A 14,239-nucleotide genomic window follows, 5' to 3' on the forward strand; every position below is an offset into this window, starting at 1 on the left:
GTATTGGCATCAAGAGGAGAAATAGGTTATATTCATTAATTATGACAGCATCTCAAATAGGAAGATATTCAAAATACATCAGACCCATTAGTATTTCTATAGATCTAATGGTTATTTTTATACTGGGGCTTTTTTTATTTAGAGATCTTAATTTAAATATTGTTCTTTATATTATTTACCTGATTACGGGATGGATCACGGTAGGCTTTTTCGTTAAATTCTATGAAGTGTATCGTTTTACTACTCCTATAGAAATCATATCAAAAATAGTCAAACAAGGTATTATCTTTCTTTTAGTAGTAATTGCTTTTTTTCCATTTTCTAAACAGGTTTTATTCAGTGGGGTACTAATTGCTAAATTCATGATTTCAAGTTTTGTACTGATTTCAATAGCTAAGTTTTGCCTCTATTTTTATTTAAAAAAGTATAGAATTCTTACAGGAAGTAACTTTAGAAATGCGGTGATAATTGGTTATTCACCTGAAGCGATTCGATTAAAAGAACTTTTTGAAACCAGAAAGGATTATGGATATCGATTTTTAGGGTATTTTTCAGATAAAAAATTAAATATAGAAATCGAAGGCAGATTTGAAGATTTAAAACTTTTTGTAATTGAAAATAAGGTAGATGAAATTTATTGTTCCCTGAACGAGGTTTCTAATGAAAAACTGAAAGATTTAATTGATTTTGCCGATGAAAACCATAAAACCATAAAATTCATCCCCGACACAAATGAGATTTTTTCAAAGAATTTAAAGATTGATTATTATGATTTTTTCCCAGTTCTTTCGTTACAAAAAACGCCATTAAACGAGCCAATCATAAAGGTATTTAAACGTTTATTTGACATTGTTTTTTCAGTAATTGTTATCGTAGGATTATTATCATGGTTAGCACCTTTATTGGCTATTTTAATAAAACTTGAATCGAGAGGACCTGTTTTTTTTAAGCAAGGAAGACCAGGAATTGATGAAAACGAATTTTTTTGTTATAAGTTTAGGTCGATGAAAATAAATAAAACATCAGAATCAGAGACTTCCAAAAACGACCCCAGGGTGACTAAAACTGGTAAGTTTATGAGAAAAACAAGCATAGACGAAATGCCTCAATTTCTGAATGTTTTGATGGGAGATATGTCAGTAGTTGGCCCTCGTCCACATCTTTGGTCACAAAATAAAGCGTACGCTAATAAAATTAAAAAATACATGATTCGTCATAGTGTAAAACCAGGAATCACCGGATTAGCACAGGTTAGCGGTTTCCGAGGGGAAATTGAAATAGAAAGAGACATGGTCAATAGAATAAAACTGGACGTTTTCTATATCGAAAACTGGTCTCCAATTTTAGATTTAAAAATAATCTACCAAACGGTTGTGAATATTTGTAAAGGAGAAGAAAAAGCGTATTAAAATGGAAAAACCCCTTGTGTCCATAATAACTCCCTCCTTCAATTGTGAAAAATTCATTGTTGAAACGATTCAATCTGTTCAGAATCAAACCTACAAAAACTGGGAGATGATTATTGTAGACGATTGTTCTTCTGATCAAACGGTATCAATAATAAAAGAAATTTCCAGTCAAGATAATAGAATTCAACTTTTTCAACTCGATGCAAACTCCGGAACCGGAATTGCCAGAAATACCGCTTTGGCTAAAGCATCTGGAAAATATATAGCCTTTTTAGATGCAGACGATTTGTGGAAACCACTCAAGTTAGAACTACAAATTGATTTTCTCAAAAAACATAATTTACCGTTTACTTTTTCCTTTTACGAATGCATTGATGAGGCAGGAGAATCGCTCAATAGAAGAATAGAATCACCAAGAAACCTCTCTTATCGTCAGTTGTTTTTTTGTAATTATGTTGGGAATTTAACAGGAATATATGATGTAAATTACTTCGGAAAAATAACTGTTTCCTCTATTCGAAAGCGCCAGGATTGGGTGCATTGGCTTACTATTCTCAAGAAAATAAAAACGGCACAACCCGTCCCGGAAAGTTTGGCTTATTACAGAATCAGAGAAAACTCAATTTCTGCCTCAAAATATGAGCTGTTAAGACACAATTTTTCGGTTTACAGGATATTTCACCGCTTGAATTTAGTTACTTCAATACTTTGTATGATGGGGTTTTTATTCACTCAAATACTCATAAAACCAGGCTACAGTAAGAAAATTAAAGCATAGATTTAAACTGCTTCAATTTGCCTCTGTTGCTTCTTTCTAAAGATTTTTTTCTTAGAAAACTAAATTTTAAATTGGGTTCCAGATACAAAGTAATCGCTTCTTCAATTTTTTTAATTTGTGCCAAATTTAATTCGGTTTCGCTCACATATTCAATTTCAAAAGTATCAATTTTAGTTTGCTTTATAACAAATTCTTTTACGTTTCCGTCGTCTTCAATAATACTTTTTGTCACATAATAGAAAGTGAGTCCGGGTGATTTTTTTCCGCTGGCTAAAATAGCGACATCATTGGTCCGGCCTATTAATTTTTTGAGAATCGGTTTTTGTAACGTGCTTTTTTCATCCAGAATTCCAATATCACCAATGTCATATCTAATAAAAGGATGCGCTTTATTGAACAACGAAGTAATCACGATTCGGCCTGCAATACCATTGGGAACAAGTTGATTGTTGTCATCTAAAATCTCGACAAACAACGTTTCTGAATTAATCTGCCATTCGCCTTCTGTCCCGACGCTTCGGGATTGAAAAGCAATCAAATCCAGTTCCGAAGCACCGTATTCATTGACAATAGGAATGCCAAATTGTTTTTCTAAAAGGATTTTGTCTTCTTCAAAAAGCATTTCAGAAGTTACCATGCATACTTTTAATGTGGGACAAATTGCTGTTAATACGATGTTTTTCTTTTGTAAAAATTTAGCAAATAAAACTATCGAACTGGTATATCCATTGATGTAATCGAATTTTTTTGTTCGAAAATGATTCAAAAATCCTTCTAAAATTTCATCCGATAAATCGAAAATGGAGAATCGAAAACGATTAGTCAAAAAATCCTTGAAACGTTCTTTTTGATTACCCATGAAATCCATTGGGATTCCATAAAAACGCGCTTGATAGGAAGTATTAAAATCAATTCCATACCAACCAAATCGGTATATGTTTGAAGCCCAAGTCAACGCATGACAATATTTGTCTTTGGCAAAAATAAAAGGAGTCCCGCCAGAACCGGATGTTTTATTAACATAACTGTTTTTAGGAAAATAACCTTTCGAAAGTCTTTCAAGTAACGGTTTCTGTAAGTTTTTTTTATTCAAAACGGGTAAGTCTTCCCAGTTTGTAAAAGTTGTCATTCCTGCTAAATCTTTATAAAATGGATTGTTTTGCAAATGAAAATTGACAATTTCCACTTTTTTATTTGTAACGAAAATTTCATGCTCTTTTTCAGAAAGTGCCACAATTTTTCGCAATTCGGCTTTAGCTTCCTTCATTGGGAAGCCATTTAGCTGCAGCGATAAGTTAAATAGTGGAAACATTTTAAAGGTATATTTCACCAAAAATAATATTTACCAACAACTAATGACGGAGAACCAACAACTTTTTGAAAATTAATTATTTTTTAAGTTCAAAAGCAATTATTTTTGCACCACAACTAAAGAAAACTACACCATGACAATTTTACTACTAGGTTCAGGCGGAAGAGAACATGCTTTTGCATGGAAAATGATTCAAAGTCCGCTTTGTGACACACTTTTTGTAGCGCCAGGAAACGCTGGAACAGCTTCTATAGCTACTAATGTTGCTATCAGTCCAACTGATTTTGAAGCTATAAAATCGTTTGTTATTAAGGAAAAAGTAGAAATGGTTGTGGTAGGACCAGAAGATCCTTTGGTAAAAGGGATTTATGATTTCTTTCTAAACGATGCTGAGTTAAGTCATATACCAGTTATCGGTCCTTCAAAAATTGGTGCTCAATTAGAAGGAAGTAAAGAATTTGCTAAAGAATTTCTAATCAAACATAAAATCCCAACTGCTGCTTACGATAGTTTCACTGCAGAAACGGTAGAAAAAGGATGTAAATTTCTGGAAACATTGCAACCTCCGTATGTTTTGAAAGCAGATGGTTTAGCCGCCGGAAAAGGTGTTTTGATTATTCAGGATTTGGCAGAAGCCAAAGAAGAATTGAGAAATATGCTGGTTCATCAAAAATTTGGTGATGCCAGTTCTAAAGTGGTAATCGAAGAATTTCTTGACGGTATAGAATTAAGTTGTTTCGTTCTTACCGACGGGAAAAATTATAAAATTCTGCCAACAGCTAAAGATTACAAACGCATTGGCGAAGGTGATACTGGATTAAACACAGGCGGAATGGGAGCTGTTTCTCCGGTTCCTTATGTTGATGCTGTTTTGATGGAAAAAATCGAAACACGCATTGTAAAACCAACTATTGATGGTTTCCAAAAAGACGGAATTCAATACAAAGGTTTTGTTTTCATCGGATTGATTAATGTGAATAACGAACCAATCGTAATAGAATACAATGTGAGAATGGGCGATCCGGAAACCGAAGTGGTTATCCCAAGATTGAAAACGGATTTAGTGGAATTATTTTTGGCTGTAGCCAATGAAAAACTAGACGAAATCAATCTGGAAATTGACGAAAGAAGCGCCACTACAATTATGGTGGTGTCTGGTGGATATCCTGAAGATTTCGAAAAAGGAAAAGTAATTTCGGGGTTAGATACTATTAAGGATTCGATTGTTTTTCACGCTGGAACTAAACTGGATAACGGAAACGTAGTATCAAATGGAGGAAGGGTTTTAACCGTAACTTCTTATGGAAATGATTTCGAAGAGGCCATAAAAAAATCTTACCAAAACATAGATAAACTAAATTTTGATAAGATGTATTTTAGAAAAGATATTGGAAACGACTTAAAATAGTTTCCAATTATCGTTCACTTTTTTTTAATTATTATTTTAAGAAAGAGTGAGCGGTAGTATCTTGCTTCTCTGTTCCGGCATCTTCAAAAATTTTCAATTGTTTGATCCAATATACCATTGCCGAAGCACAAATAATCATGAAAATCCAATTGATTGTATTTGCAGCAAACCAAGATGATAGCTCTAATGAGCGTAAAAAGTCTAGAGGAGCAAATAAGATATTTACAAATAAGTATTCTATTCCTTCGAAAAATGATTTCATAATGTATAAAATTAATTTTATTAATTGTTTTTGAGGAACTCTGGGTAGTAAAAGTTCTTATTTTGAAGAATCTTTTTGAACTTGCAGGGTTTACTTTTTAAACAAGTATTATATTTACGAACACAAAAGTATAAAATATCCGTATGATAACAAGTGTTTTTAGAAAATCTACACCATTAAATTTTTCATTGGTCGTAATTTTAATGCTGGTTTTCTTTTCAATATACCAATTCCAAGATTTATCCTGGACTAATTCCTTTTTATTAATTTTAAAAAAAGGAATGTTGTTCTGTGTTTTATTGGCATCTGTTTTTATCACGAATTTTGTTGTAAAGAGAAACGGATTGAGTAAAGACAGTACCTACACGGTTTTTTTTTACTTTTTGTTTCTACTTTTTTTCCCTTCAGTATTAGATAATTTAAACCTGATCGTTTCTAATTTTTTTATTCTATTGGCGCTTCGCCGATTGATTTCATTGCAATCCCTGAAAGCTTCCAAAGAAAAAATATTTGATGCCTCATTATGGATTTTTCTGGCTGCACTATTTCATTTTTGGAGTATAATTTTCTTAGTGTTGGTTTTCATATCAATAATTTTCCATGTTTCCAGAGATTATAGAAATTGGATATTACCTTTTATCGCTTTTTTTATTGTTGGAATTCTGTTTATGATTTATGCAACAGTTTTTGATTTGAATGTCATTGAATACATTATTAAAAGTGTACAAATCAATTTTGAAATCAACTATTTCACGAATAATTACCAAAACGGTGCTTTGTCAATCTATGCCACAATCGCTTTGTTTTTCCTGGTTTCTATGTTTGCCACATTGTCAAACAGACCACAATTGTTGCATACTTCCTTCAAAAAAATCATCGCGTCTTTCTTTATTGGAGTAGTAATTTTTCTGATTTCGGCCAGTAAAAGTAATGATTTGTTGCTTTTTACATTTGCACCTCTGACTATGATGGCAACAAGTCATATTGAAATTCCTCAAGAAAAATTAAATCAGGAATTAGTTATGTATGTGCTGACAGCCTGTAGTCTTTTTGCTTTTTTCTCCCAATTATAATTTTTCACCGTATGCTAAATCTCCTGCATCTCCCAAACCGGGAACTATATAACTGTGCTCATTGAGTTTTTCGTCCAAAGAAGCTACCCAAAGATGACAGTTTTCCGGCAAATGTTTTTCAAGATAAGCAATGCCTTCTGGCGCGGCAATTACAACGGCAATGTGAATTTCTTTTGGCGTACCTCTTTCCATTAATTTATTATAAACGGCAACAATAGATTGACCAGTGGCAAGCATTGGATCAACTAACAACAAATTTTTTTCATTTATATCAGCAATAGCTTGGTATTGGACTAATATATCAAAGTAATCATCATTGTTGGGATGATGTCTAAAAGCAGATACGAAACCATTTTCGGCATTGTCAAAATAATTCAAAAACCCCAAATGCAGGGGTAATCCAGCTCGTAAAATGGAGCATAAAACCAATTGGTCCTTAATCTCGGTAGTCTTTTTTATGCCTAATGGTGTCTGGATTTCAACACTTTTGTACTGTAATTTTTTACTTAATTCATACGCCATTATTTCGCCAATACGTTCAATATTTCTTCGGAAACGCATGCTGTCATTGTGAACATTTACATTCCGTATTTGTCCCAAAAAATGATTTAGGATGCTATTGTCTTCTGATAAATAATGAATTTGCATGTTTTTATTTTTGCTGTTAAACTTATAAATATTTTTATAATCTATAAAAGTATAAAAAAGTATCTTTGTCCTTTAAAATATAAAGATATGTTTTCAAAATTAGCGTACTCCGTATTCGAACAAAGCATTAAAGATTATCATCAGTTTGATAATGTTGACCAACCGATTAATAATCCTTTCCCAAAAGATAAATTTGAACATCTATTGTATCATAAAAACTGGATTGATACCGTGCAATGGCACTTTGAGGATATTATTCGTGATCCAAATATTGATCCTGTTGCCGCTTTGACTTTGAAAAGAAGAATCGATGCTTCTAATCAAGAACGCACCGATATGGTGGAATATATTGATAGTTATTTTCTTCAAAAATACAGTCATGTAAAGGTAAAAGACGAAGCGAAAATCAACTCCGAAAGTCCGGCTTGGGCTTTTGACAGATTGTCTATTTTGGCTTTGAAAATTTACCACATGAGAGAAGAAGCTACTCGTGCCGAAGCTTCACAAGATCATAGAGATAAATGTCAAGCTAAATTGAATATTTTATTGGAACAAAGAACGGACTTGTCTTTGGCCATTGACGATTTATTGCATGACATCGAAAATGGGGATAAATTCATGAAAGTGTACAAGCAAATGAAAATGTACAACGATGATGATTTGAATCCTGTTTTGTATCAAAATAAGAAGTAATTTTTGGCAAACTCAGCATTGTCAACTACTATCAAACATATAGCCGTCATGAGACTTTCCGCAATGGGAGATGTCGCCATGACGGTTCCTGTTTTACGGGCTTTTGTAAGTCAGCACCCCGAAGTTAAAATCACGGTGGTTTCCCGACCTTTTTTCAAACCTTTTTTTGAAGGAATTCCTAATGTTGCTTTTTTTGCTTTCGATGAAAAAGAAAAACACAAAGGATTTCTTGGATTGTTGCGTTTGTTCCAAGATTTAAAACGTTTAAATATTGATGCTTTTGCCGATTTACACAACGTTTTGCGTTCTAAAATCGTCAGAAACCTATTTGCTTTAAGCGGAAAAAAAACAGCATCGGTTGATAAAGGAAGAGCGGAGAAAAAGGCGTTGACCCAACCCGAAAATAAAGTGTTTAAGCAACTGCCAACGATGTTTGAAAGACATGTGAAAGTGTTTGAACAACTCGGTTTTACAGTTGATTTATTCTCCCGAAGTGTCGGGACGGTTTTTCCTGAAAAAGCAGTTTTGAGCCCAGAAATTCTAGCGTTAATTGGAGATAAAAATCAAAAATTAATTGGAATAGCTCCTTTTGCACAATATGATTCTAAAGTGTATCCGTTGGATTTGATGCAGGAAGTGATAGACAAATTAGCTTTGGATGCAACCAATACCATTTTACTTTTTGGTGGTGGAAAAAAAGAAATTGAACTGTTGCATTCGCTTGCTTCCAACAAAGAAAATGTCATTACTATGGCAGGGCAACTCAAATTTCAACAGGAATTACAGCTCATCAGTAATCTGGATGTGATGCTTTCCATGGATTCCGGAAATGCGCATATTGCAGCAATGCTTGGCGTAAAAGTGATTACGCTTTGGGGCGCGACGCATCCGTATGCGGGATTTTCACCTTTTAATCAGCCATTGGAAAATACCTTGGTTTCGGACAGAAATCAGTTTCCAAAATTACCGACTTCGGTGTATGGAAATAAAAAAGTGGATGGCTATGAAGATGCCATGCGAACCATTACTGTTGATTCTATTGTAAAAGTTTTAAATTAGTGTAAACAAGTGAATTAAATCAAATTCATAGTTAGGTTTATTGTTGTTTTTTAGCTATTTCTTGAAGGAATAATTTTATAAATTATTTAACAAATAGGTTTTAAATTATTAGTGTTAAAAATACTAGTTTAGCGGGCTGTGAGTTAGGTCTTACAACTCAAAGTTCAATTAGGAGAAAGAGGAGCTTTTTTAATCAAGTTGCTTTTAGAAATCTTGAAATGCTAATACAATAAAAAATAGAACCTATTTATGCCAAAAATTACTGTAACAATTGCAATTTTGTTCTTATTCTCTTTTTCAGCGTTTTCTCAAAAAACAAACCTTTCGGGTGTTTTAAAGGAAGGTAGCGAAAAAACCCCCATTTACAATTCGGTTGTTGCTTTATTAACCCCCAAAGACTCTATTTTATACAAGTTTACCCGATCGGATAAAGAGGGGAACTTTAATCTCAAAAATGTAAAAGCAGGAAACTATATATTGATGACGGCTCATAGCCAATATGCCGATTATGTAGATGCCATAACTGTTGAAGAAGGCGAAAAAAAAATGGGGACAATTGCTTTGATAAGCAAAATTAATGCGCTTAGAGAAGTAATTATAAAGACAGGTTCTATTAAAATTAAAGGAGATACTACCAGTTACAGGGCAAGTGATTTTAAAGTAGGTGCCAATGCAAACGTAGAAGAATTACTAAAAAAACTGCCAGGGATACAAGTAGATAAAAATGGTGTTATAAAAGCCATGGGTGAAACAGTAGAAAAAGTATTGGTAGATGGCGAAGAATTTTTTGGCGATGACCCTGGTATGGCGGTAAAAAACTTACGGGCAGATGCAGTAAAAGAAGTACAAGTTTTTAATAAGAAAAGTGATCAAGCCGAGTTTACAGGAATTGATGATGGCGAGACAAAAAAAACAATTAACCTGAAATTAAAGGAAGATAAAAAGAAAGGTTATTTTGGTAAAATAGATGCTGCAAACGGACCATTAACAACTATGGATTCCAGATACAATAGCAATCTTATGTTTAGCTCTTTTAAAGGAAAAAGAAAACTGTCCGCTTTTTTATTAAATGGGAATACGGGTCAAGACGGACTTGACTGGCAAGACAGCGAAAAATTTGGAGGACGAGATGATATAAGCATGAACATGGATGACGATGGAAATGTAAGTTATGAATGGACAGGTGGCAATACTGATGATGAACCTTATGTTGACACTCAAAATGGGTTTATCAAAAACACCAACGCAGGATTGCAGTACAGCAACAAGTGGAATGATAAACAAACATTGAATTTATCGCCAAAATACAATAAGCAAATTTACACCAACAATAATAGCAAGATTACCCAAACACAAGTAGGAGAAACCCAATTAAACGAAAACACATCGAAGGTAAGCAATGTAAACAGAAGTAATTTTAAACTAAATGCTACTTACGACGTAAAATTAGATTCAGTAAACTCCATAAAATTTACCGCCAAAACCAATTTTTATAATACAGAAAGCGATGAATTTATAAACGGAAATACTACGGGAGAGGATGGATTATTAAAAAACAAACAGGAAAAAACATTTACTACAAAATCAGATAAGGAATCTTTGTTTGCCAGTATTTTGTATAAACATAAATTCGCCAAAGCCCGTCGTACATTTTCTGTAAACAGTAGTTGGAACACTTTGAATACGGATGCAAATAATTTCTTAAAGTCTTCTAACGAAAGTTATGAAGGAGGTGATTTTTCCTCCAGGGTTGATGTAGATCAAAACAAAATAGGAGAAAAAACAAATCAAAATCTTGCTTTAAATGTTACCTATACAGAGCCTATTGGAAAGAAATTTGCATTGCAATTTGGCTATCAAGTTACTCATAATACTGGTGAAAGCAACTATTTAACCTATGATTATTCGGAGGTTACAGGCAAGTATGATTTGGTTGTAGATTCTTTATCAAACCAGTTCAAACAGACCATAACAACTAACAAGCCCAATATAAAATTGAGTTACAATGCCAAAAAAATAAATTATAGCTTTGGAAGTGGTTTTGGTTTTACTTCGTTTGATTTGCAAGATCAAACTTTAAACAAAGAATACAAGCGCAGCTACACCAACTTTTTTCCAACTGCAAATTTCTCTTACAAGTACAAAAGCAATAGTAACTTGCGTTTCAATTATCAAGGCGCAACCAAACAGCCTACTATCGATCAATTACAGCCTTTGAGAAACAATCAAGATTTTTTTAATCAAACTTTAGGTAATCCAGATTTAAAGCAATCCTTTACCAATAGTATAAGCCTATCACACAATAGTTATAGTATTTTGACAGAATCGCATTTTTACCAAAATATTTCTTTTAGAACGACTGCCAATTTAATTTCTTACAACAAAGATATAGATCCAGAAAGCGCTAAAACAATTAGCACACCCATAAATACAAACGGTAATTTTTCTGGTAATTTTTATTTTGGATATGGATTTAAGATAAAAAAAATAGATTTACATGTTAATCTTAATCCATCTGTTAACTATAACAAATCAGTACTTAGTATTAATAACAAAACCAACAACTCCAATACGTTGAATTCAGGATTTTCAATTTATTTAAATAAATCAAAAGAAAAGAAATACGAATTTAGTTTAAGTAATAGATTTTCAAATAACAGAAACAGTACTTCTCAAAACGATGAAATAAAATCATTTAACACTAATAATTTGGACTTGGATATAGGAGTTTATTTCAGGGAAAAATGGAAACTATCCACAGACTACAATTTAAATTCTCGTCAAAAAACGGTCGATTTTCAAACCAATCTTACCAATCAATTGTGGAACGCAAGGCTACAACGGACCTTCAAAAACGATGAGTTTACGGCTTATATCCTAGTACGAGATATTTTGAATCAAAATATAGGCATCAATAGATATGTTTATGAAAACGTAATAGGCGAGGAACGAAACGATAGGCTCAAAAGATATGCTATGATAGGCTTTTCCTGGAATTTTAAAAACAAAGGCGAAACAACAAAAAAATAAATTAGCAACTGTTCTGAAATAAAACAAAGTTCCCGGAATAACATAAAGAGCGTTCAAAAAAACCAAAAATCTAATTATCTAAAAGTCTAAATATCTATCTATGAAATCAATACTTTTTTTTATTGCAGCACTAATTTTTACAACTACATCAATAGCACAACAATTTATAGATAAAGCTGTAATTGAATATGAAGTAAATACCAATCTCAAAAAAACAATGAGCAATGACAGTTGGGATGAGATGATGAAAGAGAACCTGTCTGACCTAAAAATATCCTATTTCACCTATACTTTTGCCGACAACAAAAGCCTATACAAATTTGATAGATGGAGCCCAAAAACAAGAATACCAAAACACGAAAAAGATGCGGATGAAGAAAACACTTGGTATTTTGATTTTACAACTGGAAAAATGAATATGCAAAAGCAAATAGTAGGAACTAATTTTGTAATAGCAGACAGCATACCAAATATACAATGGAAAATCACAAATGAACATAGAGAAATAGCCGGTTATAATTGCCGAAAAGCTGTGGGCAAAATAATGGACGACGTATATGTATTTGCTTTTTACACGGACGACATCACCATTTCTGGTGGTCCATGTTCTATAAATGGTTTGCCGGGTATGATTTTAGGACTTTCAATACCAAGATTATACACCTCATTTATAGCTACCAAAATAGATTTAAAAATCAGTAACGAATCAGACATACAACCGATTACAGCCAAAAAAACCTATGACTTAGTGGGTCTAAAGTCGTTGATAGGAGAAAAAACTAAGGATTGGTTCACCTATGGCGAGGATAAAGAAGAAAACAAAAGACAAAAAAATCTTTTTTTATGGAATGCTTTTTTATAGTTCTTTAATGACAAATGAATTCGTGTAAAAAATAAATCACAAATAAATTTTTTCGTCTTGGCAACGCTTCAAAATATAGCTTTTTAAGTTCGAAATGGTTTCTTGATAAGCTGGAGCTTCAAAACCAAAACGTTCGTGTTCCATTTGTTCTTTTTCGATTGCGTTGCAGCCTTTGATGACTTCTTTAAGCATATCGAGCATCGCCAATTCTTTATTGTTCGTTTTTTGAAATTTGAACTCCACGATTTCATCCTGCAATTGCTCGCAATAGTCCAAAAGTTGCGCAACTTCTGGTTCGTCAAGAAGCGAGGGATTGGTTTTGAAAATTTCTCGAATGGATTTCATGTAAAAATAGTTTTCAGTTGCAGTTAGCTTAAAAATCGATAGGCTGATTTGCAATCAGTGCATTCTTTAATTTCAACACTTTTTTAGATACAAAAATAGAACTTTTTTGGGTTGTAGCTTGTGTTTACTGCTCTCGTTTTGGGCACAGAAAGGAATTTTGCACTATCAGTGTGGCGACATATTCGCGCGGTTGGGAGAAAGTAGTTTCTTGCGTTCAGGCGTAGCTAATCATTAGTTGAATGTTTGTAATAAATCCAAATTGAGCATAAATTATATAAAGTGTTTAGCACGTTATTTTATTCAAATAGTATCAATTTATTAGTTTTCCGGATTTTAACAATATGATATGGCTGTGTCATTACAGCGGTTGCATTTCCTTTTAAAACATTGTCAATTGTTACGATAATTTTATTCTCGGTTTCTGTAATTTTGATGATATCTATTGAATGTCCACCATTTCCATATACTTTATCAAAAACTGCAATAACCATAAAATTCGCAAAATCAATATTCGTTTCTGTAAATCCGTCACTGTTATTATTCACGGAATTCATTTTAGTCAATAATTCATTCCAAGAGTCTGAGTCAGAAATTGTAAAATTCTGCTGAACAATATTCTCTCGTCCATTTCCAAAAAGATTGTTCTGTCCAATTGCCGTTAAATTAAGCGGATTTAAATCTTCATCCGTTTTGCTGCAACTTGTCATTAATCCGATAAATATTGTAATAAATAAGATTGAAATTTTTGGTTTCATAATGTAGATGTTTTTATTATTAACGTGTTTTTTTGTCTAATTTGCTACAACTTACGCATATATGATAAAATCACACAAAATCATTTCGCCATTAAACCAATTACCCAAATCAATTGTAGTAGCTGTTTTGTATAGTTCTTTATTCAGTTTTTACGAATCCGCTTCCAATTCCATCATAATTATTATCTGAAATATCCAATTTATTTGTTTCGTAAACTTTAATTATTCCGTTTATTACAACGTTTTGAAGTTGTTGATTTTTAGCATAACAAATTATAAATCTTTCCATTTCTCCAGAATAAATAGATCTTTTCATTACTAATTCATATGTTCCACTTTCGACTTCATTTCCATTTTGGGCTATTGAGTATACATAATTTTTCATTAAACTTAATTGAAAAGTATTTCCAGTAGTTGGCTTTTCGTGAATATGGAATGCAAACCCTCCATCTGTACTTATCCAATTCCATTTTCCAATTATATCCGAATTCTCGATTTTAGTTTCGTCGTTAGAGCTACAAGAAATAAAGCCAATTGAAAAAATGAGGATTATAATAATTTTTTTCATAACTTTTTGTTTTTAAGTCAGATGCTCAAATCTCAAT

General features: G+C 32.6%; 14 protein-coding genes. 8 read left to right on the forward strand and 6 right to left on the reverse strand.

Annotated elements, in window-relative coordinates; translation table 11 throughout:
* Positions 1-41: 41 nt before the first annotated feature.
* The gene (locus E0I26_RS00845; protein ID WP_131914611.1) at positions 42-1,409 is read left to right on the forward strand and encodes an undecaprenyl-phosphate glucose phosphotransferase; all 1,368 of its coding nucleotides are present in this window, start codon (positions 42-44) and stop codon (positions 1,407-1,409) included.
* A gap of 1 nt (position 1,410) precedes the next feature.
* On the forward strand, positions 1,411-2,187 hold the full coding sequence (locus E0I26_RS00850) for a glycosyltransferase family 2 protein (RefSeq protein ID WP_131914612.1): 777 nt from the start codon (positions 1,411-1,413) through the stop codon (positions 2,185-2,187).
* On the opposite strand, the gene E0I26_RS00855 is transcribed toward E0I26_RS00850, so the two are convergent.
* Positions 2,177-3,499, reverse strand: a complete 1,323-nt coding sequence (locus tag E0I26_RS00855; protein ID WP_131914613.1) for a phenylacetate--CoA ligase family protein — start codon at positions 3,497-3,499, stop codon at positions 2,177-2,179. The genes E0I26_RS00850 and E0I26_RS00855 overlap by 11 nt on opposite strands.
* A gap of 133 nt (positions 3,500-3,632) precedes the next feature.
* Between E0I26_RS00855 and purD the strand changes: the two genes are divergently transcribed.
* A complete protein-coding gene (gene purD, locus E0I26_RS00860) occupies positions 3,633-4,907 on the forward strand; it encodes a phosphoribosylamine--glycine ligase (protein WP_131914614.1) in 1,275 nt (424 codons plus the stop codon).
* A gap of 31 nt (positions 4,908-4,938) precedes the next feature.
* Here purD and E0I26_RS00865 read toward each other — a convergent pair whose 3' ends face one another.
* Positions 4,939-5,169, reverse strand: a complete 231-nt coding sequence (locus E0I26_RS00865; RefSeq protein ID WP_113664732.1) for a DUF6341 family protein — start codon at positions 5,167-5,169, stop codon at positions 4,939-4,941.
* 143 nt (positions 5,170-5,312) lie between these two features.
* Between E0I26_RS00865 and E0I26_RS00870 the strand changes: the two genes are divergently transcribed.
* Positions 5,313-6,242 (forward strand): DUF6427 family protein, encoded by a 930-nt coding sequence (locus tag E0I26_RS00870; RefSeq protein ID WP_131914615.1) that lies wholly within the window; start codon positions 5,313-5,315, stop codon positions 6,240-6,242.
* Here E0I26_RS00870 and upp read toward each other — a convergent pair.
* Entirely contained in the window at positions 6,237-6,890 is a 654-nt protein-coding gene (upp, locus tag E0I26_RS00875) for a uracil phosphoribosyltransferase (protein ID WP_131914616.1), read from the reverse strand. The two genes, E0I26_RS00870 and upp, sit on opposite strands and share 6 nt — an antisense overlap.
* An 87-nt stretch (positions 6,891-6,977) precedes the next feature.
* On the opposite strand from upp, the gene E0I26_RS00880 reads away from it, so the two are divergent.
* The 4 genes from E0I26_RS00880 (at position 6,978) to E0I26_RS00895 (ending at position 12,534) form a co-directional block, all read left to right on the forward strand.
* Entirely contained in the window at positions 6,978-7,583 is a 606-nt protein-coding gene (locus tag E0I26_RS00880; protein WP_131914617.1) for a DUF4254 domain-containing protein, read from the forward strand.
* A gap of 48 nt (positions 7,584-7,631) precedes the next feature.
* Entirely contained in the window at positions 7,632-8,642 is a 1,011-nt protein-coding gene (locus E0I26_RS00885) for a glycosyltransferase family 9 protein (protein WP_131914618.1), read from the forward strand.
* Between the two features lie 249 nt (positions 8,643-8,891).
* Positions 8,892-11,672: an outer membrane beta-barrel family protein gene (locus E0I26_RS00890; RefSeq protein WP_131914619.1), complete on the forward strand. Its 2,781-nt coding sequence runs from the start codon at positions 8,892-8,894 to the stop codon at positions 11,670-11,672.
* Positions 11,673-11,772: 100 nt separating this feature from the next.
* Positions 11,773-12,534: a GLPGLI family protein gene (locus E0I26_RS00895; RefSeq protein ID WP_131914620.1), complete on the forward strand. Its 762-nt coding sequence runs from the start codon at positions 11,773-11,775 to the stop codon at positions 12,532-12,534.
* A gap of 36 nt (positions 12,535-12,570) precedes the next feature.
* On the opposite strand, the gene E0I26_RS00900 is transcribed toward E0I26_RS00895, so the two are convergent.
* The 3 genes from E0I26_RS00900 to E0I26_RS00910 all read right to left on the reverse strand — a co-directional run bounded on the left by E0I26_RS00900 (position 12,571) and on the right by E0I26_RS00910 (position 14,202).
* Complete coding sequence (locus E0I26_RS00900; protein ID WP_131914621.1) at positions 12,571-12,879, reverse strand: hypothetical protein; 309 nt, start codon at positions 12,877-12,879, stop codon at positions 12,571-12,573.
* A 296-nt stretch (positions 12,880-13,175) separates the two neighbouring features.
* Positions 13,176-13,634: a protease complex subunit PrcB family protein gene (locus E0I26_RS00905; protein ID WP_131914622.1), complete on the reverse strand. Its 459-nt coding sequence runs from the start codon at positions 13,632-13,634 to the stop codon at positions 13,176-13,178.
* Positions 13,635-13,773: 139 nt separating this feature from the next.
* Positions 13,774-14,202 carry a hypothetical protein gene (locus tag E0I26_RS00910; protein WP_131914623.1) on the reverse strand — a complete coding sequence of 143 codons (429 nt, stop codon included), beginning with the start codon at positions 14,200-14,202 and terminating at the stop codon, positions 13,774-13,776.
* Positions 14,203-14,239: the final 37 nt, after the last annotated feature.

Origin of the sequence: Flavobacterium rhamnosiphilum (assembly GCF_004349195.1) — a bacterium.
Taxonomy (GTDB): domain Bacteria; phylum Bacteroidota; class Bacteroidia; order Flavobacteriales; family Flavobacteriaceae; genus Flavobacterium; species Flavobacterium rhamnosiphilum.

Bases quoted from the DNA above. Each gene is read 5' to 3' on its own strand.
- E0I26_RS00845 (WP_131914611.1), top strand. From the start codon at position 42: ATGACAGCATCTCAAATAGGAAGATATTCAAAATACATCAGACCCATT.
- E0I26_RS00850 (WP_131914612.1), top strand. From the start codon at position 1,411: ATGGAAAAACCCCTTGTGTCCATAATAACTCCCTCCTTCAATTGTGAA.
- E0I26_RS00855 (WP_131914613.1), bottom strand. From the start codon at position 3,499: ATGTTTCCACTATTTAACTTATCGCTGCAGCTAAATGGCTTCCCAATG.
- purD (WP_131914614.1), top strand. From the start codon at position 3,633: ATGACAATTTTACTACTAGGTTCAGGCGGAAGAGAACATGCTTTTGCA.
- E0I26_RS00865 (WP_113664732.1), bottom strand. From the start codon at position 5,169: ATGAAATCATTTTTCGAAGGAATAGAATACTTATTTGTAAATATCTTA.
- E0I26_RS00870 (WP_131914615.1), top strand. From the start codon at position 5,313: ATGATAACAAGTGTTTTTAGAAAATCTACACCATTAAATTTTTCATTG.
- upp (WP_131914616.1), bottom strand. From the start codon at position 6,890: ATGCAAATTCATTATTTATCAGAAGACAATAGCATCCTAAATCATTTT.
- E0I26_RS00880 (WP_131914617.1), top strand. From the start codon at position 6,978: ATGTTTTCAAAATTAGCGTACTCCGTATTCGAACAAAGCATTAAAGAT.
- E0I26_RS00885 (WP_131914618.1), top strand. From the start codon at position 7,632: ATGAGACTTTCCGCAATGGGAGATGTCGCCATGACGGTTCCTGTTTTA.
- E0I26_RS00890 (WP_131914619.1), top strand. From the start codon at position 8,892: ATGCCAAAAATTACTGTAACAATTGCAATTTTGTTCTTATTCTCTTTT.
- E0I26_RS00895 (WP_131914620.1), top strand. From the start codon at position 11,773: ATGAAATCAATACTTTTTTTTATTGCAGCACTAATTTTTACAACTACA.
- E0I26_RS00900 (WP_131914621.1), bottom strand. From the start codon at position 12,879: ATGAAATCCATTCGAGAAATTTTCAAAACCAATCCCTCGCTTCTTGAC.
- E0I26_RS00905 (WP_131914622.1), bottom strand. From the start codon at position 13,634: ATGAAACCAAAAATTTCAATCTTATTTATTACAATATTTATCGGATTA.
- E0I26_RS00910 (WP_131914623.1), bottom strand. From the start codon at position 14,202: ATGAAAAAAATTATTATAATCCTCATTTTTTCAATTGGCTTTATTTCT.